Below are 25,723 nucleotides of genomic sequence, written 5' to 3'. Positions count from 1 at the left end.
ACAGTTCTGTAAAGCGCGGGCTTACGCCTGGGCTTCGGCACCTTCTTCGGCCAGGGCTTCCTCTTCGAGGCCCTCGACGAATTCGCCGACGTCGACGCCAGCGGCGCCCAGCTGGGCGGTCATGCCGTCCAGGGCAGCGCGCGAGGCCAGGTCGCAGTACAGGGAGATGGCGCGAGCGGCGTCATCGTTGCCGGGGATGATGTAGTCCACGCCCTCGGGCGAGCAGTTGGTGTCGACCACGGCCACGACCGGGATACCCAGCTTCTTGGCTTCGGCGATGGCCAGCTGCTCTTTCTTGACGTCGATGACGAACAGAAGGTCCGGCACGCCGCCCATTTCACGGATACCGCCCAGGGACGCCTGCAGTTTGGTCTGCTCGCGCTCCATGCCCAGACGCTCTTTCTTGGTCAGGCCCTCGGCGCCGCCGTCCAGACGTTCGTCGATTTCCTTCAGGCGGTTGATCGACTGGGAGACGGTCTTCCAGTTGGTCAGTGTGCCGCCCAGCCAGCGGTGGTTCATGTAGTACTGCGCGCATTTCTCGGCGGCTTCGGCGATCGGGCCGGAGGCCTGGCGCTTGGTGCCGACGAACAGCACGCGGCCGTTCTTGGCAACGGTATCACGGATCACGTTCAGCGCGGCGTCCAGCATCGGGACGGTCTGCGTCAGGTCGAGAATGTGGATGCCGTTGCGGGCGCCGTAGATGAACTCGCCCATGCGGGGGTTCCAGCGCTGCGTCTGGTGGCCGAAGTGAACGCCAGCTTCGAGCAGCTGACGCATGGAGAACTCGGGAAGAGCCATGCTTCTATCCTTTCCGGTTTGCGCCTTGGCGGGGGTGTGAACCATCTGGTCAACCGGTGGACGCATGGGGATGTCTCCCCCATAGGCCCGACCCCGCCTGCGGGATTAAGTGGCGCTCTCATAGAGGCAAACGCTCCGGGGCGCAAGCCCGCTTGTCCCGGCCCGGTCCGGGGGCCATCGCGCAAGTCTGCGGCAGGGACGAAATATCCCGGCCCGCGCGCCCTGCCAAGGCTTGCGCGGCCCGCGCAACGCCGCCAAAAGAGCGCATGACCAGACAGACCGCCCCCCTGCCCGAGATCCTCTGCATCGGCTCCGTCCTTTGGGACATCATCGGCCGTTCCGCCAGCCACATGCGCCAGGGCTCGGACGTGCCCGGCCGCATCACCCGCCTGCCCGGCGGCGTGGCGATGAACATCGCCATGACCCTGGCCCGCTTCGGGATGCGCCCCGTCCTGCTGACCGCCGTGGGCCAGGACCCCGAGGGCGACGAGCTGATCCATGCCTGTCACGAGCTGGGAATGGAAACCGCCCACGTCTACCGGTCCGAGGATCTGCCGACCGACCGCTACATGGCCATCGAGGGCGCCAACGGCCTGATCGCCGCCATCGCCGACGCCCATTCCCTTGAAGCCGCGGGCGCCAAGATCCTGCGGCCCCTGACCGATGGCAGCCTGGCCAGCGAGGCCGCACCTTTCGAAGGGCCGGTGGCGCTGGACGGCAACCTGACGCTGATGCTGCTGGAAGAGATCGCCGCCTCCCCCGCCTTCGCCCGCGCCGACCTGCGCGTGGCGCCTGCCTCGCCCGGCAAGGCCGAACGGCTGCGCCCCTTCCTGGCCCATGGCCGCGCCTTGCTCTACGTGAACCTCGAAGAGGCCGGGCTGCTGTGCCAACGCGAATTCGACACCTCCGAAGCCGCCGCCGCCGGGCTGATCGAACGGGGCGCGGCGCGCGTGCTGGTGACCAACGGCAACAAGCCCGCCTGTGACGGCAGCGCCGAGGGCCTGGTGACCGGCTGTCCGCCCGAGGTCCTGGTGACCCGGGTGACCGGCGCCGGCGACACCTTCATGGCGGCCCATATCGTGGCCGAGGCCGAGGGCTGCGACCGGCAGGAGGCGCTGGATCGCGCGTTGCGCGCCGCCGCCCGCTACGTCTCGGGCGAAACCGCATTCTGACCCCTGTCCGCGGGCCGCGCTGCCCGCAGGCAGGCGGATCGCCCCCGCGCCCGGCCCTCACTGCAATTTGCCTCACTGAATTGACGCTGGCCCATTGCGGGCCAGCAAATTCGTGCCTACGTTCCTGAGCCGAACCCCTTTTTTGCGGCGAGCCATGAACGACCCCCTGTCCGAGACCTCCTCCTCCACCCAGCGTCCGGGCGTCCTGGCCCGGCTGCGCTCGTCCTTCCTGACGGGCATCGTGGTGATCCTGCCTGTCGCGCTGACGATTTGGCTGCTCTGGTCCCTGCTGGGCTGGGTCGATGGCTTCGTCCTGCCGTTGGTGCCTGAACGCTTCCAGCCCGAGCAGTACATCGGGATCAACCTGCGCGGCGTCGGCATCATCTTCTTCCTGGTGTTCACCATCCTCATCGGCTGGATCGCCAAGGGGCTGATCGGCCGCTCGCTGATCCGCTACGGCGAGAACGTGGTGGACCGGATGCCCTTCGTCCGCTCGATCTACTCGGGCGCGAAACAGATCGCCGAAACGGTCTTCGCCCAGTCCGAGCGCTCTTTCGAGGAGGCCTGCTTGGTGCAGTACCCGCGCAAGGGGATCTGGGCCATCGGCTTCGTCTCCACCGAGGCGCGGGGCGAGGTTGCCCGACGCGCAGAGACCGGCTCGCAGCTGCTGTCGGTCTTCGTGCCAACGACGCCCAACCCGACCTCGGGCTTCCTGCTGTTCTTCCCCGAAGAGGACGTCATCAAGCTGGACATGACGATCGAGGACGCGGCGAAGCTGGTGATTTCGGCAGGGCTCGTCTACCCCAACGGGATCGACCCGCGAAAGCTGCCCAAGGCCTGAACGGGCGCGTCAGCCGAACATTTCCTGCAGATTGACGGTGGAGCGTTCGTTCAAAGCGTCGCGGTTCTCGCCCAAGAAGCGATCCGCGGCCGCCCGCCCGGCCGCCTTCAGCGAGGTCAGGACGTAGCTGTTGGGAAACATCTTGGTCACCATCGACAGATCCTGCATCACGCTGTCCTCGGCGATCAGATGCACCAGCACCTCCTTCTTCTCGGCGGTCGACACCTTCCCTTCCGACAGCAGGCGCTGAACGAAATCCACCGCGCGCAACTCGCGCAGCAGGGAAGAGTTGAAGCTTATCTCGTTGATCCGGTTCTGGATCTGGTTGGGCAGCATCGGCAGCTCGTCCCGTTCCAGCGGGTTCAGCGCCACGATCAGCACGTCGCCCGGCAGATGCGCCTTGAACAGCGGGAACAGCGCCGGGTTGCCGGAATAGCCGCCATCCCAGAAGGCCTCCATCCGGTCCGACCGGGGGTCGTGAAACTCGATCGCGGTGAAGACCGTCGGCAGGCAGGCCGAGGCCAGGATCGCATCCGCCGTCACCTCCGGCCCCTCGAAGACGCGGATCTTGCCATCGCGCACCTTGGTGGCGGAGATATAGAGTTCTGGCCCCTCACCCGCGCAGACGGCGTCGAAATCGAACCGTTCTACCACCGGGCGCAACGGGTTGCGGTAGAAGGGCCCCAGGGCATAGGGCGTGGACATCAGCGACAGCATGTCGGCCACCTGTCCCGCGATGGAATATTCCACCGCCATGCCGATTTCACGCGTGCCGGGCACCGGGATGCCGGCCATGAACCAGGGCCAGAACCCCTGCTCTTCCACCGCGCCCATCTGCGACCAGAACCAGTTCAGCTCCTCCCGCGCACCGTCGCGCCCGCCCTTGGCCCAGCCGGCCTTCAGGGCCGCGCCGTTCATCGCCCCCGCCGAGGTACCGGAGATCCCGGCGATCTCCAGGTCCTCGTCCTCCAACAGCCGGTCCAGCACGCCCCAGGTGAAGGCCCCGTGGGCGCCGCCGCCCTGCAGGGCCAGGTTGATCCGTTTCTTTTGCGCCATGGGTCCGCTCCGGTGTGGCCAGGGGAAAGGCGAAGGCCCCGCGATTGCGGGGCCTGTCCGGGGATCAGAGGGCGGTCCAGCCGCCGTCGATGCTGATCGTCGTGCCTGTGATCTGTTCGGCCGCCGGCGAACAGAGGAAGGCGACGGTGCCGCCGATCTGTTCGGTGGTGGCAAACTCCTTCGAGGGCTGGCGTTCCAGCAGGACGTTGCGCACCACGTCCTCGCGCGACATGTCGTATTTCTTCATCGTGTCGGGGATCTGCGCCTCGACCAGGGGCGTCAGGACGTAGCCCGGGCAGATGGCGTTGCAGGTGATCGGCTGTTCCGCCGTTTCCAGCGCCACGGTCTTGGTCAGCCCGACGATGCCGTGCTTGGCGGCGACATAGGCCGACTTGTAGGGGCTGGCGGTCAGACCGTGGGCCGAAGCGATGTTCACCACGCGGCCCCAGCCCTTCTCGCGCATGCCCGGCAGAGCGGCGGCGATGGTATGGAAGGAACTGCTGAGGTTGATGGCGATGATCGCGTCCCACTTCTCTGTCGGGAACTCGTCGATGGCGGCGACATGCTGGATCCCGGCGTTGTTCACCAGGATGTCACAGCCCCCGGCCTTTTCGACCAGCGCACGACAGTCGTCGCCCTTGGACATATCCGCCGCGATGTAGCGCACCTCGGTACCGTATTTCGCCGCCAGCTCCTCCGCCAGCTTGTGATCCTCGTCCCGGTCGGTGAAGGAATTCAGCACCACCTTGGCGCCGGCCTTCGCCAGTTCCTCGGCCACGCCCAGGCCGATCCCGCTGTTCGACCCGGTCACGATCGCCGTCTTGCCGCTCACACTCATTGGTCTCTCCTCTTCTCTCCGGGACAACCCGGTCGAGGCTGACAATAATGCTGCGCCTGCAAAAAGCGAGGGAAAGGCGCGGCGCGCGCTCTGTCTCGTGAGATTTCCTGATGGGCCCGTGTATGGACTTCGGCCCGGATCAGCCGGAAAAGCCGCCCAGCCGCCTGCTCGGATTGCGAATAAAAAAAACGCCGGCACGAAGCCGGCGTTCAGTTATTGAGGCAGGTTTCATACAGGCAAGAAACCTATCGAGCAGTGGCTTCTTTATAAGCAATCCGGCGCCGTCATGAAAGCTAAAAGTTTGAAAAGGCGAAGGTCCGCGGTTACCGTGAAGCCCAAGAAAACAAGGTTTCCAGGGAGCAGTGCCAAAATGAAACCCTTCCGACGTCGTCTCCAACCGGCCCCGATAGCGCAAGCAAGACAGCTTGTCACGCGTCTTTCGGCGGGGGCGATTCTCTGCGTCGCGGCAGCGATTCCCGCCTTGGCAGAGCCCTCCCACGGGCTTGCGATGTACGGCGAACCGGCCCTTCCCGCCGATTTCACCCACCTGCCCTACACCAATCCCGAGGCGCCCAAGGGCGGAACCTTCGTCACCGGCAATACCGGAGGCTTCGACAGCCTCAATCCCTTCATCATTCGCGGCACCGTGCCCTGGCAATTGCGGTTCATGACCCATGAAAGCCTGATGTACCGCACCCAGGATGAACCCTTCACCCTTTACGGGCTGCTGGCCGAATCGGTGGAAACGGATCCGAATCGCAGCTGGGTGGAATTCACCCTGCGCCCGGAGGCGGCATTTTCCGACGGATCGCCGGTGACGGTCGAGGATGTAATGTGGACCTATGAGACCCTGGGCACCATCGGCAACGCCCGCTACCTCGGCCTGTGGCAGAGCATCGACAGCATGGAACAGACCGGCCCGCGTTCGGTCCGGTTCAACTTCCGCGGCGAAGACCGCGAACAGGCCCTCGTGATCGGCCTCTGGCCGGTGTTGAAGAAGGCACAGTGGGCGGATGAGGATTTCACCCGCTCCGGCCTCGACGTGGTGCCCATCGGGTCCTCCCCCTACGTGATCGACAGCTTCGAGGCGGGCCGCAACGTGGTGCTGAAACGGAACCCCGACTACTGGGGCAACGACCTGCCGATCCGCCAGGGCATAGCCAATTTCGACGAAATCCGGATCGAATTCTTCGGCGACCAGGCGGCGCTGTTCGAGTCGTTCAAGGCCGGCGAGATTTCCTTCGTGCGGGAATTCAACGCCGAGAAATGGGACCGGGATTACGACTTCCCCGCCATCCGGTCCGGTGACATCGTGAAGGCGGAGATCCCCTCGGAACGCCCCTCGGGCATCACAGGCTTCGTGATGAACACCCGCCGCGCGCCCTTCAACGACATCCGCGTGCGCGACGCGATGATCCACGCCTTCAACTTCGAATACATCAACGAGACGATCACCGGCGGCAAGCAGCCCCGGATCACCTCCTACTTCTCGCATTCCCAATTGGGCATGCGCGAGGGCCCGGCCGAGGGCCGCGTGCGCGAGCTTCTGGCGCCCTTCGCCGACCGTCTCGCCCCCGGCGCGCTCGACGGCTACGCCCTGCCCGCCGGCGACGGCTCGGCCCGCAACCGCGCCAACATCCGCACCGCCGCCGGTCTTCTGGACGAGGCCGGCTGGGTCACCGGCGATGACGGGGTGCGCCGCAACGCCGCCGGCGATCCCCTGCGGTTCGAGATCCTGCTGCGCCAGGGCGACCAGCAGAACGAGGCGATCATCGACATCTACATGAACGCCCTGGAACGGCTGGGCGTGCAGGCTGGCGTGACCACGGTGGACAATGCGCAATACGCCATGCGGATCGAGAGCTTCGACTTCGACATGACCGACATCCGCCGCCAGTTCTCCCTGTCGCCGGGCAATGACCAGCGCATCTACTGGGGTGGCGATACCGCCGACCAGCCCGGATCGCGCAACCTGATGGGGGTGAAGAACCCGGCGATCGACGCCATGGTCGAGGCGATGCTGGCCTCGCGCAGCTCCGAGGATTTCACCGCCGCCGTGCGGGCCCTGGACCGGATCCTGACGACGGGCCGCTACGTGATCCCGATCTTCATGTTCGACAAGGGCCGCGTGGCCCATGATGCGGCGCTGAAATACCCCGAGGAGATCCCGATCTACGGCGACAGCGTCTACTGGCTGCCGGAGGTCTGGTGGATGGACCCCGAGGGCTGATCGCCTGGCCCATCGACACGACAACATTCACACGACAAGGGAACGCCGGGCCATCGCCCGGCGTTTTGCTTCTGACAGACGACAAAAGGAGTGCCCCCATGCAATGGCCCGACATCGCCCGCAACTGGACCGCCTATGTCCCTGCCGTGATGGATCAATGGCCCGAGGCCGAGGAAGAGGACCTGCTGGCCCTCGACGGCTCGCGCGACGCGCTGGCGGCCTACCTGGCCCAGGCCACGGGACGGGACTACAACGACCTTCAGGACGAGATTGCCACCTGGCGCGAGGGCGCCATGCCCGCCGATGTCCGCATGGACGAGGCAGAGGACATGGAGGCGATCAAGGAGTCGGGTAAATACGTGCCCGCGGGCGAGGATCCGTCGGATGACGACGCGGCCTTCGGCGATGAACAGATGGCCGACCGGCCCATCGGGCGCAGCGGCTGATCGCCACTCGCGCTCAGCTCAACGAGGTCACCCAGAGGATCGTCGCATCCTCCGGGCTGACCGAGATCACGTTGTGCCCCATGGAGGCGTCGTAATAGGCGCTGTCGCCACGACGCATCTCCACCGGTTCGTAAAACTCGGTGTAAAGCTTGATGACCCCGGTGAGGACATAGAGGAATTCCTCGCCATCGTGGCGCACCCAGCCGTCGAACTCTTCCATCGAGCGGGCGCGGATGCGGGCCCGGTAGGGCAGCATCTGCTTGCGCGTCAGGTTGGCGGCCAGCAGATCGTGTTCATAGGTGGCGGTGGCATAGGCCTGCCCCTCGCCCTCCCGGTCCACGGCCATGCGGCCCATGACCTGCTGCGCCTTGGGCGGGGTGAACAGCTGCGGCACGGAAATGCCCAGCCCCGTCGCCAGCTTCTTCAGCGCGTCATAGGTGGGCGACATCTGCCCGTTCTCGATCTTCGACAGGGTCGAACGCGCCATGCCGGCCTTCACGGCGGCCTGTTCCAGCGTCCAGTCCCGTTCCCGGCGCAATTCGCGCACGCGAGTGCCAAGATCCAGCGGCTCGGCACCGATGTCCTCTCCCGTCTCGCGGGCGATGCGGATCAGCTTGCGGGGGTCACTCTCGCTCATGGCGCAGTCTATAGGGCCGCCCGGCCCCGCTTGCAACGCCCCCGCTTGCCAGCGCGCGCCCATCCCCCTAGCAAGGATCCATGACGCGTCTTTCGATCTGTGATCGCGGCCCCGCCGCGCCCTGCCCCGAACCGTTCAACATGGCCGCCCATGTGCTGGCCAAGGGCCAGGCCACGCCCGACAAGGTGGCGCTGGCCATCCTCGGCCTTGGCCGCGCTGAACGCTGGTCCTATGCCCGGCTGGAGGCCGCCGTGCGCGGCACGGCCACGGGCCTCATGCAGGCCGGGTTGGTGCCGGGGGACATCGTGCTGATGCGCCTGGGCAATACGGTGGAGTTTCCGCTGGCCTACCTCGGCGCCATCGCCGCCGGGCTGGTGCCCGTGCCCAGTTCTGCCCAACTGACCGCGCCCGAGGTCGCCCGGCTGATCGAGATCACCCGCCCCGCCTCCATCCTGCTGGGCGACGGCGTGGCCTGCCCCGAGACCCGCCTGCCGGTGCTCGACCAGGCGGCGCTGTTGGCGATGCGCGACCTGCCCGCCGCAGACTATCACATGGGCGATCCGGATCGCCCCGCCTATATCGTCTTCACCTCCGGCACCTCCGGCACGCCGCGCGCCGTGGAACACGCGCACCGCGCCATCTGGGCGCGGCAGATGATGCACACGGGCTGGTACGGGCTGGGGTCCGACGACCGGCTGCTGCACGCCGGCGCCTTCAACTGGACCTTCACCCTGGGCACCGGGCTGATGGACCCCTGGACCGCGGGCGCCACCGCGCTGATCCCGGCCGAGGGCGTGCCGCTGACCTCCCTGCCGCTCTTGCTGAAACGGCATGAGGCGACGCTGTTTGCCGCCGCGCCGGGGATCTACCGGAAACTCTTGTCAGATCATCCGGTGCTGCATCTGCCGAAACTGCGCCACGGGCTGGCGGCGGGCGAGAAACTGTCGGATCGCATCCGGGACGAGTGGCGCGAGGCCACCGGGCTGGAGATCCACGAGGCCTTCGGCATGTCCGAGATCTCGACCTTCCTGTCGGGCTGCCCCGCCGACCCCGCGGCCCCCGGCACCCTGGGCCGCCCGCAGCCGGGCCGCCGCGTAGCGATCCTGGGGGAGGACGGCGCGCCGGTACCCCTGGGCGAGGACGGCACCATCGCCGTGGACCTCGCCGACCCCGGGCTGATGCGCGGCTACCTGAACGCACCCGAGGCCACTGCCGCGCGCATGTCCGGCGACTGGTTCCTGACCGGCGACCTGGGCCGCATGGACGAAGACGGCGCGATCACCTATCGCGGACGTTCGGGCGACATGATGAACGCCGGTGGCTACCGCGTGTCCCCGGCCGAGGTCGAGGCCGCCCTGTCGGACCTGCCCGGCGTGACCGAGATCGCCGTCACCGAGATCGAGGTCAAGGAAGACGCCAGCGTCATCGCCGCCTTCTACACCGGCACCGAACAGGATCCCCTCACGCTGTCTTCACTGGCGGCCCAACGGTTGGCCCGCTACAAGCAGCCCCGCATCTGGCAGCACTGCGACGCGCTGCCGCGAAATTCGAACGGAAAACTGCAGCGCCCGGCCCTTCGCGCGCTCTGGGAGAAGACGCCATGACCGACACCCCCGTGAAGATCGACATCCTGTCCGACCCCATCTGCCCCTGGTGCTACATCGGCAAGACCCTTCTGGACCGCGCCCTGGCGGAACGGCCGGGCCACCCCTTCGTCATCGAATGGCATCCCTTCCAGCTGAACCCCGACATGCCACGTGAGGGCATGGACCGGCGCGCCTACCTGGTGTCGAAATTCGGCGAGGAAACAGCCGACAAGGTCTATGACCAGATCGCCGAACGGGCGAAGGCCGACGGGGTCGAGGCCGATTTCACCCAGATCACCCGGACGCCGAACACCCTGGACGCGCACCGCCTGATCCACTGGGCGGGGCTGGAACAGGTGCAGGGCAAGGTGGTCGACGCGCTCTTTGCCGCTAACTTCCGCGACGGGCGCGACATCGGCGATCACGAGGTTCTGGCCGATATCGCCGACAGCGCCGGCATGGACGCCGCCGTGGTCCGCCGCCTGCTGGAAAGCGATGCCGACGAACAGGCGATCCGCGACCGCGACGCGCATTCGCGCAAGATGGGGGTGAATTCCGTGCCCACCTTCATCGTCGCGCAGCAGCACGCGGTGCCCGGCGCCCAGCCGGTGGAGCTGTGGCTGCAGGTCATCGACGAGATTACGGGCAAGCTGGCCGAAGGCGACGCCCCCGAGGCCTGATCCGCCAGGGCAACCGCCACGATCCTCCGCAAGGGCCGGATAGCCTCCCTGCCCGCCCCATTTGGCGGGCAGATGCCTCTGTGCGGGAATGCGCAGGCGGGCAACTGGCCCGCCCGCAGAAAACGTGCTAGCGGCATGCATCAAGACCAGTTTCCTCAGACGAAAGACATTTCCATGCCCAAACGCCTGCATCCCGTCGAATTCGTGGCGCTGATGGCGATGACGATGGCGACAGTGGCCTTCTCCATCGACTCCATGCTGCCGGCCTTGACGGAGATCGGGCGTGAACTGGCCGGGGGCGACGCCAAGGATGCCCAGTTGGTGCTATCGTCCTTCATGGTGGGCATGGGCGTCGGCACCCTGTTCACCGGGCCGCTCTCGGACAGTTTCGGGCGCAAGACGGTGATCCTCTTCGGTGCCTTCGTCTATATCGCCGGGGCGCTGATCGCCTGGCAGGCGCCGACGCTACAATGGCTGGTGATCGGGCGCGTCCTGCAGGGCCTGGGCGCCTCGGCGCCGCGCGTGGTGGCCATCGCCATCATCCGTGACCTTTACGCGGGCCGCGAAATGGCGCGGCTGATCTCCTTTGTCTTCATCGTCTTTACCGTCTTCCCGGCCATGGCGCCGATGATCGGTGACTGGATCATCACCGCCGGCGGCTGGCGCTCGATCTTCCTGGCCTATTTCCTCTTCTCCATCGTCGGCTCCACCTGGCTGATGGCGCGCCTGCCGGAACCCCTGCCCCGTGAACGCCGCCAGAAGTTCCGCGTCGTCGCCCTGTGGCACGCCCTGCAGGAGATGTTCGGCATTCCCATGGTGCGGCTGTCGCTGCTCGTCCAGACCGCAATCTTCTCGGTGATGTTCACATCGATCTCGATGATAGAACCGACGTTCGCACATATTTTCGATCTGGGCGATGCTTTCCCCGTCTGGTTCTTCGGCATCGGCCTGTTCTGCGCCACGTCCTCGATGGTGAACGCCGCCTTGGTCGTGCGCTTCGGGATGCGCCTGATCATCACGACAACCCAGGCAATCTTCCTGCTTCTGTCCCTGGCCCTTCTGGCGGCGCATATGGTTCTGCCGCACACCCCGGGCTACAGCCCCTATTTCTTTGCCTATCTGGTCTGGCAGGGGGCAGCGATGTTCCAGATGGGTCTGTCGATGGGCAACCTGAACGCACTGGCCATGGAACCCATCGGCCATATCGCCGGGCTGGCGGCCTCGGTCCTGGGCGCCATTTCGACCATCGTCGCCGCGGTGATCTCCACCCTCGTTGCCCAGGCCTTCAACGGCACCATCCTGCCGCAGCTTCTGACCACCATCGTCCTGTGCAGCATCGCCATGCCCATGCTGCTGCGCATGCGCCGGCTGGAGCGCAAACGCGACGTCTGACGCCGATCCGCCCCGCCCGTTCCGGCGGGGCGCAGATCCCGGCTCACTTTTCTGTATACAACAGCATACCTAGGGTTTCCGCTAACGTCTCTTTAGTCTACAGAGGCGATGAAAGCCGCGCGCGGCTTGATTCCAGCCCGTTCCAGATATCGCAGGGAGCCAGCCCATGACGAAGATCAAGGTGGAGAACCCCGTCGTCGAACTCGACGGCGACGAGATGACCCGCATCATGTGGGATTTCATCAAGAAGAAGCTGATCGAACCCTATCTCGACATCGACCTGCTGTATTACGACCTGTCGATCCAGGTCCGGGATGAAACCGACGACCAGATCACCATCGACGCCGCCAACAAGATCAAGGAAGTGGGCGTCGGCGTGAAATGCGCCACGATCACCCCCGACGAAGGCCGGGTCGAGGAATTCGGGCTGAAGAAGATGTGGCGCAGCCCCAACGGGACGATCCGCAACATCCTGGGCGGCGTCGTCTTCCGCCAGCCGATCATCTGCCGCAACGTGCCGCGCCTCGTGCCGGGCTGGACCTCGCCCATCGTGGTGGGCCGCCATGCCTTCGGCGATCAGTACAAGGCCACCGATTTCACCTTCCCCGGCAAGGGCCAGCTGACGATGAAATTCGTCGGCGAGGATGGCACCGAGATCGAGAAGGTGGTCTATGACGCGCCCTCGGCCGGCGTCTACATGGGCATGTACAACCTCGACCAGTCGATCCGCGACTTCGCCCGGGCCTCGTTCAACTACGGTCTGAACCTGGGCTGGCCGGTCTATTTGTCGACCAAGAACACCATCCTCAAGGCCTACGATGGCCGCTTCAAGGACATCTTCCAGGAGATCTATGAGGAGGAGTTCGAGGAACAGTTCAAGGCCAAGAAGATCTGGTACGAACACCGGCTGATCGACGACATGGTGGCCTGCGCGCTGAAATGGAACGGCAAATTCGTCTGGGCGTTGAAGAACTACGACGGCGACGTGCAGTCCGACACCGTGGCCCAGGGTTTCGGCTCCCTCGGCATGATGACCTCGCAGCTGATGACGCCGGACGGCAAGATCATCGAGGCCGAGGCGGCGCATGGCACGGTGACCCGTCACTACCGCCAGCACCAGGAAGGCAAGTCCACCTCGACCAACTCCATCGCCTCGATCTACGCCTGGACCGGCGGGCTGAAGCACCGCGCGAAGCTCGACGGGAACACCGCGCTGATGGCCTTTGCCACCACGCTGGAGAAAGTGGTGGTCGAAACCGTCGAAAACGGCTTCATGACCAAGGACCTGGCGCTGCTGGTTGGTCCCGACCAGGGGTGGCTCACGACCATGCAGTTCCTCGAAAAGGTGGACGAGAACCTGAACAAGGCCCTGGCTGGCTGAAGCCGCCTCGCGTCATCACGAATGCAAAGGCCCGCGCCCCGCGCGGGCCTTTCTCGTTCATGGGGCGCATCCTGGCTGGTGCGGGTGCCCGCTGATCAGTCGCAGCGCCGGACCTCTCGGCTCAGCCAGTCCCGCAGGTCGCCGGAATAATCCACGGCCTCCAGCGACACATCCCGGTTGAAGCGGGCATCCTCGCTGAGTTGGAGGTAGTAGCCGTCCCGGGTCGAGTTATAGGCATCGGCGCAGGCGAAAATTGCCTTCCGATAGCTTTCGGCCGAGTCCCGGAAGGCGCCACGGGCCTCCCCGATCATCCCCCGATAGCTGCGGATCGCATTGCAGGTGGCGGCGTCCACCGAGGCGCCTCTCAAGCTCTCGATCCCCCGCTCGGCCCACAGGTACAGGGCATCGGCGCGATCATACAGGCGGTCGCCCTCATCCCAGTAGCCGTCGCAGGAGGCCGCGGCGGCGCCTGCAATGCAGGTGGACAGCAAGACCGGCGCGACAGCGCGCCCGAGCAAACTGCGTAGTGGCGAAAGCCACCGTAGAATAAATGCCATTGAATAAATCTCCCTCCATGGACAGCCTCCGTCCGGCAACCGCCGGGGCACGTCCCATGGCAGATTACTGGGCAAAGTGACCCATCTCAAACTCTGGAAGATGGATAATCGCGTCATGAAGACTGGCGCTGGCGCAAATTGCGCCGCGTCGCATCACCCTGCGAGAATATACCGGAGTTGCCGCGCACTGAACGCGCTCTGCTCATCGCCTGCACTGTCGACGCCCCGGCGCCGGGCCACGCACCTGAACCGCGGTGCCCCGGCCTGTCCTGCGATCATTCCTGCGATGCCTCGCCCCATACACATGCTTGTCGCACCAACCCTGAGGAGGCTCGTTCCGGACCGGCAGCCGGCGTCGCCGCGAAGGTGGTCGGCAGGACAGGCCGGGAGGGAATCCTGGTTCCGACAGGGCGCATTTCACCTAGCGGTCTCTGCGCCACAGGGGGCCCCTGATCCCGCCTCTAGCCAGCGCGGCGCAGGGACGGTCCGCGCGGTGCCCCGGCCTGGGCGGCACCCGCGAAATAGCTGACCGCCTGCTGCACGTCGGCGATGCCTTCCGCCAGGGTCTGGATCGCCGCGCTGGTTTCCTCCGCCATGGCGGCGTTCTCCTGCGTGGCGTGATCAAGGTCGCTGACCGAGGAATTCATCTCGGAGATACCCATGGCCTGCTCCCGGGAGGAGGTGGCGATCTGGGCGACGATGCGGTTGATCTCTCCGAAGCGGCTGTCGATCTCCTCGATCGAACGCCCCGCGCGGCCAACCAGGTCGACACCCTGGCCCACCTGACGGGTCGACATGGCAATCAGCTCGGCGATTTCGCGCGCCGCGTCCGAGGACCGTTGCGCCAGCGCCCGCACCTCCTGCGCGACGACGGCGAAGCCACGCCCGGCATCGCCCGCCCGTGCCGCCTCGACGCCCGCGTTCAGCGCCAGCAAGTTAGTCTGGAATGCGATGTCGTCGATGACATTGGTGATCGAGGTGATCCGGTTGGAGCTTTCCTGGATTTCCGTCATCGCGCCCACGGCGTCGCCGACGACGCGCCCCGTTTCCTCGGTGCTCTTTTTCGCCAGGTCCGCCTTGTCCTGCGCCTCGCTCGCCGCCTCGGCCGCATGCTGGACCGAGGCCGACAGTTCCGTCAGTGCCGCAGCCGTGGTCTGCAGCGTTGCCGCCTGCTGTTCGGTGCGCTGCGACAATTCCGTGGTGGCCCCGGTGATCGCGCCGGTTTCGCCGTAGACATCGCTGGCCCGCGCCAGCACCTGACCGATCACCTCGTCGACCTTGCCGACCGCCTCGTTGAACTTCTGCCGGATCATGTCCAAGTCGCCCAGGTTCTGTTCCAGCCGCACCGACAGGTCGCCGGCGGCCAGCCGGTCGAGCCCTTGCTGCATCGTGTCCACCGCCAGTTGCAGCGCGGTGGTGTCTATGGCGTATTTCACCACCTTCACCACCTCGCCTGCGGCATTGAGGATCGGGTTGTAGCTGGCGCGGATATGCACGACCCGCCCGCCCTTGCCGATCCTCTGGAAATTGCCGGCGTTCTCGCGCCCGGCGCGCAGGTCTTCCCAGAACTGACGATACTCATCCGAGCGGGCATAGTCGGCGGGCACGAACATCGAGTGGGGCCGACCGACCAGTTCTTCCCGGGCGTAGCCCATGGCCTCGCAGAAGCGGTCATTGACGCTGAGGATCTTGCCGGTGGTGTCGAAGGCAATAACCGCCTGAACCTTCTGGATCGCGTCGATCTGACTGGCCGCATCGGCCTCCAGGTTCTTGGCCTCGGTCACGTCGAAGGCATATTCGACGACCTTGAAGGGGCGCCCTTCGGGGTCGATCAGGGTCTCATAAGTGGCCTCCAGCCAGCGGATCCGCCCCATGCGGTCGCGCCGCTGCACCTGGCCCTTCTCGGACGAGCCTTGGCGCAGCCGCTCCCAGAAGGCCTTGTAATTGGCGTCTCCGGCCTCTTCAGGGGCCATAAAGATGCGGTGATGCTTGCCCTTCACGTCACCCAGGTCGTAGCCCATGGGCTTCAGGAATATCTCGTTCGCGTCGAGGATCGTGCCGTCGAGATCGTATTCCACCACGGCCATAGAGCGTTTCACCGCATCCACCTGGCTGCGGTTGTCGCGGCGGCGGAAATGATGCGCCGATATCTTGCGCGCGACGGAGATTACGTGGCTGTAGCCGCCCTCGGGCGCGGCGACGGGGGCATAGGTCACATCGAACCAGTCCTCTTCCTGTTCGCCGTTCAGACGGGGCACGATACGGTTGATGACCTTGCCCTCGGCCATGTCGCGCCAGAGGTTGCGCACCTCCGGCAGGTCATGATCCTTCTGACGCACCAGCGTCAGGTAGGGTTGGCCGACGACCTCCTCTCGCCTGTGCCCGGTTTCCCGGCAGAAGGTGTCGTTGACCGACAGGATCGTGCCCTGCATGTCGTAGCGCACCAGCAGGTGCGAGCCGTCGATCGCCGCAATCTCATCGGCACAGGTCGCCGCCGCCTCACTGCGCTTGCCGCCGAAAATCTGGATCATGCTGCCCTCTCGCTCGCTGACCGGGGCGACGCTAAGGGGCGTCCCTTGCCGGGCGGTTAAGCGGACAGCTCAAATGATGAAAATTGAAGGCACCGCGCAAGACAGAAGGGCCGGCCCCGAAGGACCGGCCCCACGGTCGGGCTGTAGAGAGCGCCTGTATCAGGCAGCCCGCCGTGTGTGACGCCCCTCGCGGACTTCTTCGACGATCTTCGACACGAAGGCCTCCAGATCGCCGGGGTTGCGCGAGGTGACGATCCCTTTCTCGCAGACGACTTCGCTGTCTTCCCAGATGCCACCGGCGTTTTCCAGGTCGGTGCGGATCGACGGGAAGGAGGTCACCGGCAGGTCCTTCACTATGCCGGCCTCGACCAGCATCCAGGGGCCGTGACAGATCGCGGCAACGATCTTGCCGGCGTCGTGGAACGCCTTCACCAGCTCGACCGCCTCGGGCTTGGTGCGCAGGACGTCGGGGTTGATCTGGCCGCCCGGCAGGACGATGGCATCGAAATCAGGGGCGCGGGCATCCGAAAGCGACAGGTCGGCCTCGACCTCGTTGCCCCAGGTCTTGTCGTCCCAGCCGCGGATCGGCTTGCCGTCCAGGCTGGCCACCTTCACGTCGGCGCCCCACTCACGCAGCTTGTCGCGGGGGAATTCCAGTTCGGATTGCTCGAAACCATCGGTCGCGAGGATCAGGATACGGGATTGTGCGATGTTGGGCATCGGGATGTCTCCTTTCGGCTCATGTCTTTGGGGCGTCTCATCCCCGTTCATGAGATCAACACGCTGCCCCCCGGTAAGGGTTCCATCGCGTGCCGGGGCCGGAGGAAAGCCGCCGCCCGAGGCTTTCGCGACCGTTTGTTGGGCAGATCCGGAGAGATCGTCCCGGTGACTCGCCGTTCTGGCGGGCCCTCCCTCATGGCCTCTGGTCTCTCGCGGCGAAGGCACGATATAAAGGAAGCATTGCTGACCTATTTTGTCGCCTCTCGCCCGTCCGAACACGGAGTTGACCATGCCGGCCCCCTTTCTGATCCCGACCGAATATCGCCAGTCCCACACGCCATTTGAAGACGCGCAGGGCTTTGCCATCGCGCTTCTGACCACGGCCACGGGGATCGTCTTCATCTCCTCGCTGGGCTTCATCACCGGTCAGACCGCGGGGCTGGCCCTGATCATCGCCTATGTCACGGGGTGGAGTTTCGGCACGGTCTTCTTCCTGGTGAACCTGCCGTTCTACGCCTTCGCCTGGAAACGCCTCGGCGCCGAGTTCACGCTGAAAAGCTTCTTCTGCGTCACCGCGCTGTCGCTCCTGGCGGACTACATCCCCCTGGGACTGCAGTTCGAGTACCTGAATCCGATCCTGGGCACGGCGATCTTCGGGGTGCTGACGGGCTATGGCCTGCTGGGCGTCTTTCGCCACAAGGGGTCACTGGGCGGCCTGGGGGTGATCGCGCTGATGGTGCAGGATCGCACCGGGTTCCGCGCGGGCTACGTGCAGCTGATCGTCGACGCGGTGCTTTTCGCGGTGGCCTATTTCCTCTTCGACACGCGCACCGTGCTTTACTCGCTTTTCGGGGCGGTCATCCTCAACACCGTCATCGCATTCAACCACCGCCGCGACCGCTACATCGCGGACTGACCCGTCCGCCTGCGGGCCGGACAGGCTCTGGACAGGCCTCCGACCCCGGACTAGGACGGACGGGACGACAGGCGCCCCACGGGAGGGGACGACGGGGAGATCTGCATGAGCAACGGAACGGAAACCGCGACCGAGGCCGAGGCCCAGGTGGCTGTGCGCAAGGGCAATCACACGCTTCTGGAAGATACGCAGGGGCTGATCTACGGCACCACGATGTGCGGCTTCGGCATCGTCATCCTGACCCATCTCGGGCTGGTGACGGGCCAGACCGCCGGCCTTGCCGTGCTGATCTCCTACATCACCGGGTGGAGCTTCGGCCCCGTCTTCTTCGTGGTCAACCTGCCCTTCTACTGGCTGGGCTATTCGCGCATGGGCCTGCGGTTCACCATCAAGACCTTCATCGCGGTGGCCATGCTGTCGCTGCTGTCGAAGTTCCTCGGCACCGAGATCCTCTTCGCCGAGCTGACGCCCTGGGTCGGCGCCATCCTCTTCGGCTTCGTCACCGGCTCGGGCCTGCTGGCGCTCTTCCGGCACGGTGCCTCGCTGGGCGGGATCGGTATCCTTGGGCTCTACCTGCAGGACAAGACCGGCTTCCGCGCTGGCTGGACCCAGCTGACCTTCGACCTGTGCCTGTTCACCGTCGCCTTCTTCGTGCTGCAGGGCGGTGCCTTCCTCTGGTCCCTGCTGGGGGCCGTGGTGGTGAACTTCGTCATCGCGATCAACCACCGCAAGGACTGGTACGTCGCCACCTGACGGGCCAGCTGGCCCGCCTCGCCCCAATCCAGGACAACGCCCTTGCCCGCCTACCTCACTCTCATCATCGCCGTGGCGCTGGAAACCATCGGCACCTCGGCCCTGCACGCCAGCCAGCAGTTCACCCGGCTGGTGCCCGCGATCATCACGGTCGTGGCCTATGGCGCCAGCTTCTACTTCCTGTCGCTGACCCTGCGCCACATGCCCGTGGGCGTGGTCTATGCGCTGTGGTCGGGCATGGGGATCGTCTTCATCGCGCTGATCGGCTTCGTCGTCTTCGGGCAGAAGCTCGACCTGGCGGCGGTTCTCGGCATGTTGCTGATCGGCGCGGGCATCGTGGTGATCCAGGTCTTCTCCAACGCCTCACCGCACTGAGCGGCCTGTTCAGCGGACAGAAAAGGGGCGAAGAACGCCCCTTTTTCATTTACGGACAAAGGCTTATTCGAAGGCCTTCAGCCGCTTGATGAGGCTGGAGGTATCCCACCGACCACCGCCCATGGCCTGCACGTCCTTGTAGAACTGATCGACCAGGGCCGTGACGGGCAGCGGCGCGCCGATCTCGTCACCCGTCGACAGGCAGATCCCCAGGTCCTTGCGCATCCAGTCGACGGCAAAGCCGTGCTCGAATTCATCCGCCAGCATGGTCTTGTAGCGGTTGGCCATCTGCCAGGATCCGGCCGCGCCCTGGCTGATAACCTCGACCACCTTCTCGCCGTCCAGCCCGGCCTTCTCGGAGAAATGCAGCGCCTCGCTGAGGCCCTGCACCAGTCCGGCAATGGCGATCTGGTTGCACATCTTGGTCATCTGTCCGGCGCCCGAGGGCCCCATCAGGCGGCAGATCTTGGCATAGGCGTCGATCACCGGCGCAACCCGCTCGAAGACCTCCGTATCGCCGCCGCACATCACCGACAGGGCGCCGTTCTCGGCCCCCGCCTGCCCGCCGGAAATGGGCGCATCGACGAAGCCCAGGCCCTTATCGGCGGCCAGGGTGTAAAGCTCGGCCGTGACCTTGGCCGAGACCGTGGTGTGATCGACCAGCACCGCGCCCTTCTCCATGCCTGCAAAGGCGCCATCCTCGCCCGCGCAGACGGCGCGCAGGTCATCGTCGTTGCCGACGCAGGTGAAGACGATCTCGGCGCCCGTCGCGGCCTCGGCGGGCGTCGCCCCGAAGGCGCCGCCATGTTCGGCCACCCAGGCCTCCGCCTTGGCGGTGGTGCGGTTGTAGACGGTGACGTCATGGCCCTTGGCGGCCAGGTGGCCCGCCATCGGATAGCCCATCACGCCCAATCCCAGAAAGGCGACTTTCACCATGGCTCATTCCCCTGTATTGGTGCCCCCGCCGGGTCATCCCCCGGCAGGTCTGTTCTCATCTGACGCCACACTGTCCGGCTGCCTGCCGGAAGGCAAGGGCCGAGGCAGGCCGCAGACCGGACCGGTTTTCGGGACGGGACAAGGACATAAGGGCTGAAGATCGCATGACACTCCTGTTCCGCTGGCTGCTCCGCCTGGCCGGAGGCCTCGTCTTTCTCTCCGTCGTGGCCATCGCGGGGATCTACTATCTCGCCGCGCGGTCTCTGCCGGAATACGACAAGACGCTGACCGTCGAGGGGCTGTCCGCGCCGCTGGAGATCGTGCGCGACACGGCGGACGTGCCGCATATCTTCGGGCAAAGCGACGAGGATGTCTTCTTCGGCCTGGGGTACGCCCATGCACAGGACCGGCTGTGGCAGATGATGACCCTGCGCCGTACCGTGCAGGGCCGTCTGTCGGAGGTCTTCGGCGCGCGCACCCTGCCCGTCGACCGCATCATGCGCCGCTTCGACCTCTACCGGTTGGCGATCGAGTCGGTCCCCGACCAGGACGCACGCACCCGTGCCGCCCTGACCGCCTATGCGGCAGGCGTCAACGCCCGGCTGACCGAGATCAACGAGGATGCCCTAGGCCGCGGCGCGCCGGAGATGTTCCTGTTCAACGCCCCCGTGGCCCCCTGGCAGCCCGCCGATTCCATCGCCATCGGCAAGCTGATGGCCGTGCAGCTGTCGGGCGCGCTGGACAGCGAGGTGGAACGCGCCCGCGTCTCCCTGGCGCTGCCCGACGCCGACATGCTGGCCGACATCCTGCCCGATGCGCCGGGGCCCGCGATCGCCGCGCCCGACTATGCCTCGCTGATGCCCGAGGGCAGCCTGACCCGCTTCGCCGCGCTGGAGGCCCCCGCGCCCGGGATGACCGCCCAGGGCCTGCCGGAAACCGGCCTCTCGCCCTTCCCGGCCCGCGACATGGCCGGCGCCTCCAACGCCTTTGCCGCCGCGCCCGCGCGGTCGGCCACCGGCGGCACGCTGCTGGCCAATGACCCGCACCTGGGCTTCACCGCGCCGGCGATCTGGTATCTCGCGCGGATGGAGCTGCAACAGGGCGGCGTTATCGGCGCCACCATCCCCGGCCTGCCCTCGATCCTGTCGGGACGGTCGCATTTCCTGGGCTGGGGGCTGACCTCCTCCTACCTCGACGATCTCGACGTCTACATGGAAGAGGTGAACCCCGAAAACCCGGAGGAATACCGCACGCCAGACGGCTGGGCGCCCTTCCGCACCCGACAGTCGATCATCAACGTGAAGGACGCGGCGCCCGTCACCCTGACCCTGCGCTGGACGGAAAACGGCCCCGTCATGCCCGGCAGCCACTACAAGCTGGCCTCGGTCACGCCATCGGGCCACGTCGCCTCCGTCGCCTGGACGGCGCTGTCGCCCGATGACACCACGGTCACCGCCGGGGTCGAGCTGATGTATGCCCGCAATGTCGAGGAAGCGATCGACGCCGGGCGCTATCATGTCGCTCCGTCGCAGAACCTGACGCTGGCCGATGCCGCGGGGATCGGGTTCAAGACCATCGGCGCCATGCCCGCCCGCGATATCCGCCACGACAGCCAGGGCCGCCTGCCGTCGCTGGGCTGGAAGCCGGAAAACCGCTGGCAGGGGCTGCTGCCCTATGAGGACAACCCCGAGTTCATTGACCCCGAAGGGGGCCTGCTGGGCAATACCAACAACAAGTTCGTCGACCGCCCCTTCCCCGAGCACGTCAGTTTCGACTGGGGCGACACGCAGCGCATCCATCGCTGGCAGCGCCTGATGCAGACGCGCCAGGTGCACACCCGCGACAGCTTCATCGAGGCGCAGCTGGATACGGTGTCCTTCACCGCCCGGTCGCTGCTGCCGCTGATCGGCCGCGACCTGTGGTTCACCGGTGACGCGGCACCCGAAGGCACGCCGGAACGGCTGCGCCAGGATGCCCTCACTCTGCTGGCCAACTGGAACGGCGAGATGAACGAACATCTGCCCGAACCGCTGCTTTACGCCACCTGGCTGCGTACCCTGCAGGAGAAGCTGATCCGCGATGAACTGGGGCCGGTGGCCGATGATTTCACCCATGTCGATCCGGTCTTCATCGAACGGGTCTTCCGCGACATCGACGGTGCGGCGCGTTGGTGCGATGTCCTGCAATCCACGGTGACAGAGACCTGCGCCGACGTCTCGCGCCAGGCGCTGGATGCGGCCCTGCTGGAGATCTCGGAACGCTACGGCAACAACCTGGAAAGCCTCCGCTGGGGCGACCTGCACCAGGCCACCCACGACCACCCGGTGCTGGGCGAGGTGCCGGTGCTGCGCCATTTCGTCAACATTCGTCAAAGCACCTCGGGCGGGGACAACACGCTGATGCGCGGGCTGACCAAGGGCACCGGGCCGAACCCCTTCCTGAACGTGCATGGCGCGGGCTACCGCGGGGTCTATGATTTCGCCGATCCCGACAGTTCGGTCTTCATCACCGCCACGGGACAGTCGGGGCATTTCCTGTCGCGCCACTACGACGACCTGGGCGAACGCTGGCGGCGCGGGGAATACATCCCCATGTCACTGGACGAGGCCCTGGCGCGCGCCGCCGCCGTGGGTGTCACCCGCCTGCGCCCGGCGCGCTAGCCGCCCGCCCGACTGGCCGTCCAGCGCCCTGCCCTGCGCCTGTTTCCGACCCATCACAGGCCATCCATTGGACCCGCCGCCGCGCCCGCCCGCCGCGTCGGGGGAATTGAATTGACCCTTTTCGGGCAACCTGCCATGCAGGTCATTCAGAACGGACGTTCGGCGACACGAGCGACAAGACGGGATCGGGACCCATGAAAGTCATCATCTGCGGTGCGGGCCAGGTCGGCTGGCAGATCGCGCGGCATCTTTCCGGTGAAAACAACGACGTGACCGTCGTCGACAACAACCCCGACCTGGTGCGGCGCGCGACGGATACGCTGGACGTGCGGGGGATTGCGGGCTTTGCCTCCTACCCCGACATCCTGGACCAGGCCGGTGCGCGCGACGCCGACATGATCATCGCCGCCACCTTCTCGGACGAGGTGAACATGGTCACCTGCCAGGTGGCGCATTCGGTCTTTTCGGTGCCGCGCAAGATCGCCCGCCTGCGGGCGCGCAGCTACCTCGACGCCATCTATTCCGACCTCTACCGCCGCGACCACATGCCGATCGACGTGGTGATCTCGCCGGAGCTGGAGGTGGCAGAGGCCGCATTGCAGCGGCTGGCGGCGCCCGCGGCCTTCGACGTGGAGCAGTTCCTCGGTGGTCGCGCACAGCTCCTGGGGATCCAGATCGACGGCGATTGCCCCGTCGTGAACACGCCTCTGCGCCAGCTCACCGATCTCTTCTCGACCCTGCGCGCCGTGGTCGTGGGCGTCCGCCGCGACGGGCGCCTCTTCGCGCCCGAGGCCGACGACCAGATCTTCCCCGCCGACGAATGCTATGTCTGCGTCCATTCCGAGGACGTGTCGCGCTGCCTTGAGGTCTTCGGCAAGTCGAACAAGCAGCAGGATCGCGTGGTGATCCTGGGCGGCGGCAACGTCGGCCAGACGGTCGCCAAGCGGCTGGAGAGCCAGAGCCGCCGCATCCGCGCCAAGGTGATCGAGAAAAGCCGCAAGGTGGCCGAACGGGCTGCCGACGTGCTGGAACGGACCATCGTGCTGAACGGCGACGGGCTCGACAGCGCGTTGCTGGCCGAGGCCGGTATCGCCCGCGCCGACGCGGTGCTGTGCATCACCGATGACGACAAGACCAACATGCTGGCCGCCGTGCGGGCCAAGAACCTGGGCTGCCCGATGGCCATCGCCCTGATCAACGACCCCACGCTGGTGCCGCTGATGGGTCCCCTGGGCATCGACGCCTACATCAACCCGCGCGCCACCACCGTCAGTTCGATCCTGCGCCACATCCGCCACGGGCGCGTGCGCGGGGTCTATTCCATCGGCGACGCCGAGGCCGAGGTGATCGAGGCGGAGGTGCTGTCGACGTCGCCCATGTCCGGCAAGCCTATCCGCGACATCGCCTTCCCCGAAGGCGTGCTGGTCGGTGCCGTGCTGAAGGGCGAAAAGGTCGTGCGCCCGCAGGCCGACCTGGTGATCGACGAGGGCGACACCATCGTCCTCTTCGCCCTGTCGGCGGACGTGCCGGAGGTGGAGCGCCTGCTGCAGGTCTCCATCGACTACTTCTAGGACGGGCCGGTGCGCGCCGCCTCCCCGTCCGATGCCCGCGGGCTGCGCCCCCTCCTGGAGGGGCAGCCGCTGTTCCTTGTCCTGTTCGCGCTGCTGTCGCTGTCGATGCTGGTGCCGGCGGCCCTGGCCCTGGGGGTCGAGGATTTCTCGACCGCGCGGCACTTCTTCTACACCTCGCTTCTGGGCACCTCAGTGGCGGTGATGATCGGCCTGGCGCGCGGCGCGCGCGCCGAAGAAACGACGGGACGCGCCGATCTGCTGGCACTCCTGTCGCTTTTTGCGGCTTTCCTGGTGCTGCCGCTGCTGCTGGCCGTGCCCTTTGCCGAGAGCCTGCCCAACACCCATTTCATCAACGCCTACGTGGAGATGGTGTCCTCCTTCACCACCACCGGCATGACCTTCTTCGACGATCCGCGCCGGCTGAACGCGCCGCTGCACCTGTGGCGGGCCCAAGTGGCCTGGATGGGCGGTTTCATGATCTGGGTCTGCGCCGCCGCCGTGATGGCGCCGCTGTCGCTGGGCGGGTTCGAGATCACCGCCGCCGGCCGCGACGAGACGACGACCCGCATGGCCCGTTTCCAGCGCGCCGGCGTCATGCGCCGGGTGGTCCGCGGTGCGATCCAGCTGGGGCCGATCTACATCGGGCTGACCTTCGCGCTTTGCGTGCTGCTGCTGATAGCGGGCGACCGGCCGCTGGTCGCGCTGATGCATGCCATGGCCACAATGTCGACTTCGGGCATCAGCCCTGTGGGCGGACCGTCGCACTCGGGCTCGGGCGTGCTGGGCGAGGTTTTCATCGCGCTCTTCCTGCTCTTCGCCCTGTCGCGCGTGGCGTTTTCCTCGGACACGGTCACGGCCCGCATCGGACTGCACAAGGACCCGGAGTTCCGCGTCGGCCTGTCGCTGGTCGCCGTGGTGCCGCTACTGCTGTTCCTGCGTCACTGGATCGGGGCCTTCGACGTCCAGGCCGCCGATGATCTGGGACTGGGCTTCGGCGCGCTCTGGGGCGCTGTCTTCACCGTGCTGTCCTTCCTGACGACGACCGGATGGGAAAGCCAGCAGTGGCAGACCGCGCAGGACTGGTCGGGGCTTACGACTCCCGGCATGGTCCTGATGGGGCTGTCGATGATTGGTGGCGGCGTGGCCACGACCGCAGGGGGCGTCAAACTCCTGCGGGTCTACACGCTCTACCTCCAGGGCCGACGCGAGTTGGACCGGCTGGTGCACCCCTCCTCGGTCTCGGGCAGCGGCATTACCGGGCGCCGCATCCGCCGCCACGGCGCCTTCCAGGCCTGGGTCTTCTTCATGCTCTTCGCCATCGTCCTGGCCAGTTCGATGACCCTGCTGGCGCTCTTCGGAATCAACTTCGAGGAGGCCACGGTGCTGTCGGTCGCGGCCCTGGCCAATGCCGGGCAGCTGACGGTGACGGGCGGCGCCGAACCAGTGGCCCTGCTGGAGTTGTCGACCGCCGCCAAGCTGACGCTTTGTGCGGTGATGATCATGGGGCGGCTGGAATTGCTGGCCATTCTGGCGCTTTTCAACCCGGACCTGTGGCGGGACTGACGCAATCGCGCGTTCGGGCATTGAAAACCCAAAGATCGGGGGTGGAAACTTCCCCGTATGGCCCCCATACTCGATGCGTTAATT

The 25,723-nt window shown here is 66.2% G+C and carries 22 protein-coding genes; 14 read left to right on the top strand and 8 right to left on the bottom strand.

The window, feature by feature from the left end:
- Positions 1 to 21: 21 nt before the first annotated feature.
- A complete protein-coding gene (gene rpsB, locus CVM50_RS00885) occupies positions 22 to 798 on the bottom strand; it encodes a 30S ribosomal protein S2 (protein ID WP_085889996.1) in 777 nt (258 codons plus the stop codon).
- Between the two features lie 266 nt (positions 799 to 1,064).
- On the opposite strand from rpsB, the gene CVM50_RS00880 reads away from it, so the two are divergent.
- Positions 1,065 to 1,970: a PfkB family carbohydrate kinase gene (locus tag CVM50_RS00880; protein WP_085889997.1), complete on the top strand. Its 906-nt coding sequence runs from the start codon at positions 1,065 to 1,067 to the stop codon at positions 1,968 to 1,970.
- A 154-nt stretch (positions 1,971 to 2,124) separates the two neighbouring features.
- On the top strand, positions 2,125 to 2,811 hold the full coding sequence (locus CVM50_RS00875) for a DUF502 domain-containing protein (RefSeq protein ID WP_085889998.1): 687 nt from the start codon (positions 2,125 to 2,127) through the stop codon (positions 2,809 to 2,811).
- A 9-nt stretch (positions 2,812 to 2,820) separates the two neighbouring features.
- On the opposite strand, the gene CVM50_RS00870 is transcribed toward CVM50_RS00875, so the two are convergent.
- Positions 2,821 to 3,867 carry a patatin-like phospholipase family protein gene (locus tag CVM50_RS00870; RefSeq protein ID WP_085889999.1) on the bottom strand — a complete coding sequence of 349 codons (1,047 nt, stop codon included), beginning with the start codon at positions 3,865 to 3,867 and terminating at the stop codon, positions 2,821 to 2,823.
- 64 nt (positions 3,868 to 3,931) lie between these two features.
- Positions 3,932 to 4,705 carry a 3-hydroxybutyrate dehydrogenase gene (locus CVM50_RS00865; RefSeq protein ID WP_085890000.1) on the bottom strand — a complete coding sequence of 258 codons (774 nt, stop codon included), beginning with the start codon at positions 4,703 to 4,705 and terminating at the stop codon, positions 3,932 to 3,934.
- A gap of 508 nt (positions 4,706 to 5,213) precedes the next feature.
- On the opposite strand from CVM50_RS00865, the gene CVM50_RS00860 reads away from it, so the two are divergent.
- The gene (locus CVM50_RS00860) at positions 5,214 to 6,935 is read left to right on the top strand and encodes an extracellular solute-binding protein (protein ID WP_232618116.1); all 1,722 of its coding nucleotides are present in this window, start codon (positions 5,214 to 5,216) and stop codon (positions 6,933 to 6,935) included.
- 98 nt (positions 6,936 to 7,033) lie between these two features.
- Entirely contained in the window at positions 7,034 to 7,381 is a 348-nt protein-coding gene (locus CVM50_RS00855) for a hypothetical protein (protein ID WP_085890002.1), read from the top strand.
- 13 nt (positions 7,382 to 7,394) lie between these two features.
- Here the strand turns inward: CVM50_RS00855 and CVM50_RS00850 are convergent, their stop codons facing one another.
- Positions 7,395 to 8,018, bottom strand: coding sequence for a helix-turn-helix domain-containing protein (locus CVM50_RS00850; RefSeq protein WP_085890003.1), 624 nt, complete (start codon positions 8,016 to 8,018; stop codon positions 7,395 to 7,397).
- Between the two features lie 80 nt (positions 8,019 to 8,098).
- Here CVM50_RS00850 and CVM50_RS00845 point away from each other — a divergent pair, with 80 nt between their 5' ends.
- The 4 genes from CVM50_RS00845 to CVM50_RS00830 all read left to right on the top strand — a co-directional run bounded on the left by CVM50_RS00845 (position 8,099) and on the right by CVM50_RS00830 (position 13,057).
- Positions 8,099 to 9,622: a class I adenylate-forming enzyme family protein gene (locus CVM50_RS00845; RefSeq protein ID WP_085890004.1), complete on the top strand. Its 1,524-nt coding sequence runs from the start codon at positions 8,099 to 8,101 to the stop codon at positions 9,620 to 9,622.
- Complete coding sequence (locus CVM50_RS00840; RefSeq protein ID WP_085890005.1) at positions 9,619 to 10,284, top strand: DsbA family oxidoreductase; 666 nt, start codon at positions 9,619 to 9,621, stop codon at positions 10,282 to 10,284. The genes CVM50_RS00845 and CVM50_RS00840 overlap by 4 nt, the downstream gene beginning before the upstream one ends.
- Before the next feature lie 174 nt (positions 10,285 to 10,458).
- Positions 10,459 to 11,676 (top strand): multidrug effflux MFS transporter, encoded by a 1,218-nt coding sequence (locus CVM50_RS00835; protein WP_085890006.1) that lies wholly within the window; start codon positions 10,459 to 10,461, stop codon positions 11,674 to 11,676.
- A gap of 166 nt (positions 11,677 to 11,842) precedes the next feature.
- Positions 11,843 to 13,057: an NADP-dependent isocitrate dehydrogenase gene (locus CVM50_RS00830; protein WP_085890007.1), complete on the top strand. Its 1,215-nt coding sequence runs from the start codon at positions 11,843 to 11,845 to the stop codon at positions 13,055 to 13,057.
- 95 nt (positions 13,058 to 13,152) lie between these two features.
- Here CVM50_RS00830 and CVM50_RS00825 read toward each other — a convergent pair whose 3' ends face one another.
- From CVM50_RS00825 to CVM50_RS00815, 3 genes are all read right to left on the bottom strand, one after another.
- The gene (locus CVM50_RS00825) at positions 13,153 to 13,614 is read right to left on the bottom strand and encodes a hypothetical protein (RefSeq protein ID WP_143515660.1); all 462 of its coding nucleotides are present in this window, start codon (positions 13,612 to 13,614) and stop codon (positions 13,153 to 13,155) included.
- 461 nt (positions 13,615 to 14,075) lie between these two features.
- Complete coding sequence (locus tag CVM50_RS00820; RefSeq protein WP_085890009.1) at positions 14,076 to 16,145, bottom strand: methyl-accepting chemotaxis protein; 2,070 nt, start codon at positions 16,143 to 16,145, stop codon at positions 14,076 to 14,078.
- Between the two features lie 159 nt (positions 16,146 to 16,304).
- On the bottom strand, positions 16,305 to 16,865 hold the full coding sequence (locus tag CVM50_RS00815) for a type 1 glutamine amidotransferase domain-containing protein (protein WP_085890010.1): 561 nt from the start codon (positions 16,863 to 16,865) through the stop codon (positions 16,305 to 16,307).
- A 289-nt stretch (positions 16,866 to 17,154) separates the two neighbouring features.
- On the opposite strand from CVM50_RS00815, the gene CVM50_RS00810 reads away from it, so the two are divergent.
- The 3 genes from CVM50_RS00810 to CVM50_RS00800 all read left to right on the top strand — a co-directional run bounded on the left by CVM50_RS00810 (position 17,155) and on the right by CVM50_RS00800 (position 18,909).
- Positions 17,155 to 17,781, top strand: a complete 627-nt coding sequence (locus tag CVM50_RS00810; protein ID WP_085890011.1) for a YitT family protein — start codon at positions 17,155 to 17,157, stop codon at positions 17,779 to 17,781.
- 105 nt (positions 17,782 to 17,886) lie between these two features.
- Positions 17,887 to 18,534: a YitT family protein gene (locus CVM50_RS00805; RefSeq protein ID WP_085890012.1), complete on the top strand. Its 648-nt coding sequence runs from the start codon at positions 17,887 to 17,889 to the stop codon at positions 18,532 to 18,534.
- A gap of 42 nt (positions 18,535 to 18,576) precedes the next feature.
- On the top strand, positions 18,577 to 18,909 hold the full coding sequence (locus CVM50_RS00800) for a DMT family transporter (RefSeq protein ID WP_085890013.1): 333 nt from the start codon (positions 18,577 to 18,579) through the stop codon (positions 18,907 to 18,909).
- A gap of 63 nt (positions 18,910 to 18,972) precedes the next feature.
- Here the strand turns inward: CVM50_RS00800 and CVM50_RS00795 are convergent, their stop codons facing one another.
- Complete coding sequence (locus CVM50_RS00795) at positions 18,973 to 19,845, bottom strand: NAD(P)-dependent oxidoreductase (protein WP_085890014.1); 873 nt, start codon at positions 19,843 to 19,845, stop codon at positions 18,973 to 18,975.
- A 164-nt stretch (positions 19,846 to 20,009) separates the two neighbouring features.
- Here CVM50_RS00795 and CVM50_RS00790 point away from each other — a divergent pair, with 164 nt between their 5' ends.
- The 3 genes from CVM50_RS00790 (at position 20,010) to CVM50_RS00780 (ending at position 25,639) form a co-directional block, all read left to right on the top strand.
- On the top strand, positions 20,010 to 22,505 hold the full coding sequence (locus CVM50_RS00790; protein WP_085890015.1) for a penicillin acylase family protein: 2,496 nt from the start codon (positions 20,010 to 20,012) through the stop codon (positions 22,503 to 22,505).
- 194 nt (positions 22,506 to 22,699) lie between these two features.
- Positions 22,700 to 24,076: a Trk system potassium transporter TrkA gene (gene trkA / locus CVM50_RS00785; protein WP_085890016.1), complete on the top strand. Its 1,377-nt coding sequence runs from the start codon at positions 22,700 to 22,702 to the stop codon at positions 24,074 to 24,076.
- 9 nt (positions 24,077 to 24,085) lie between these two features.
- Positions 24,086 to 25,639, top strand: coding sequence for a TrkH family potassium uptake protein (locus tag CVM50_RS00780; RefSeq protein ID WP_306372326.1), 1,554 nt, complete (start codon positions 24,086 to 24,088; stop codon positions 25,637 to 25,639).
- The last annotated feature ends 84 nt before the right edge of the window (positions 25,640 to 25,723 follow it).

The organism is Pseudooceanicola marinus (genome assembly GCF_002786295.1).
In the GTDB taxonomy this organism is placed as follows: Bacteria; Pseudomonadota; Alphaproteobacteria; order Rhodobacterales; family Rhodobacteraceae; genus Pseudooceanicola; species Pseudooceanicola marinus.
The sequence above is the reverse complement of the archived record's forward strand: the minus strand, read 5'-3'. Positions and strand labels throughout refer to the sequence as shown.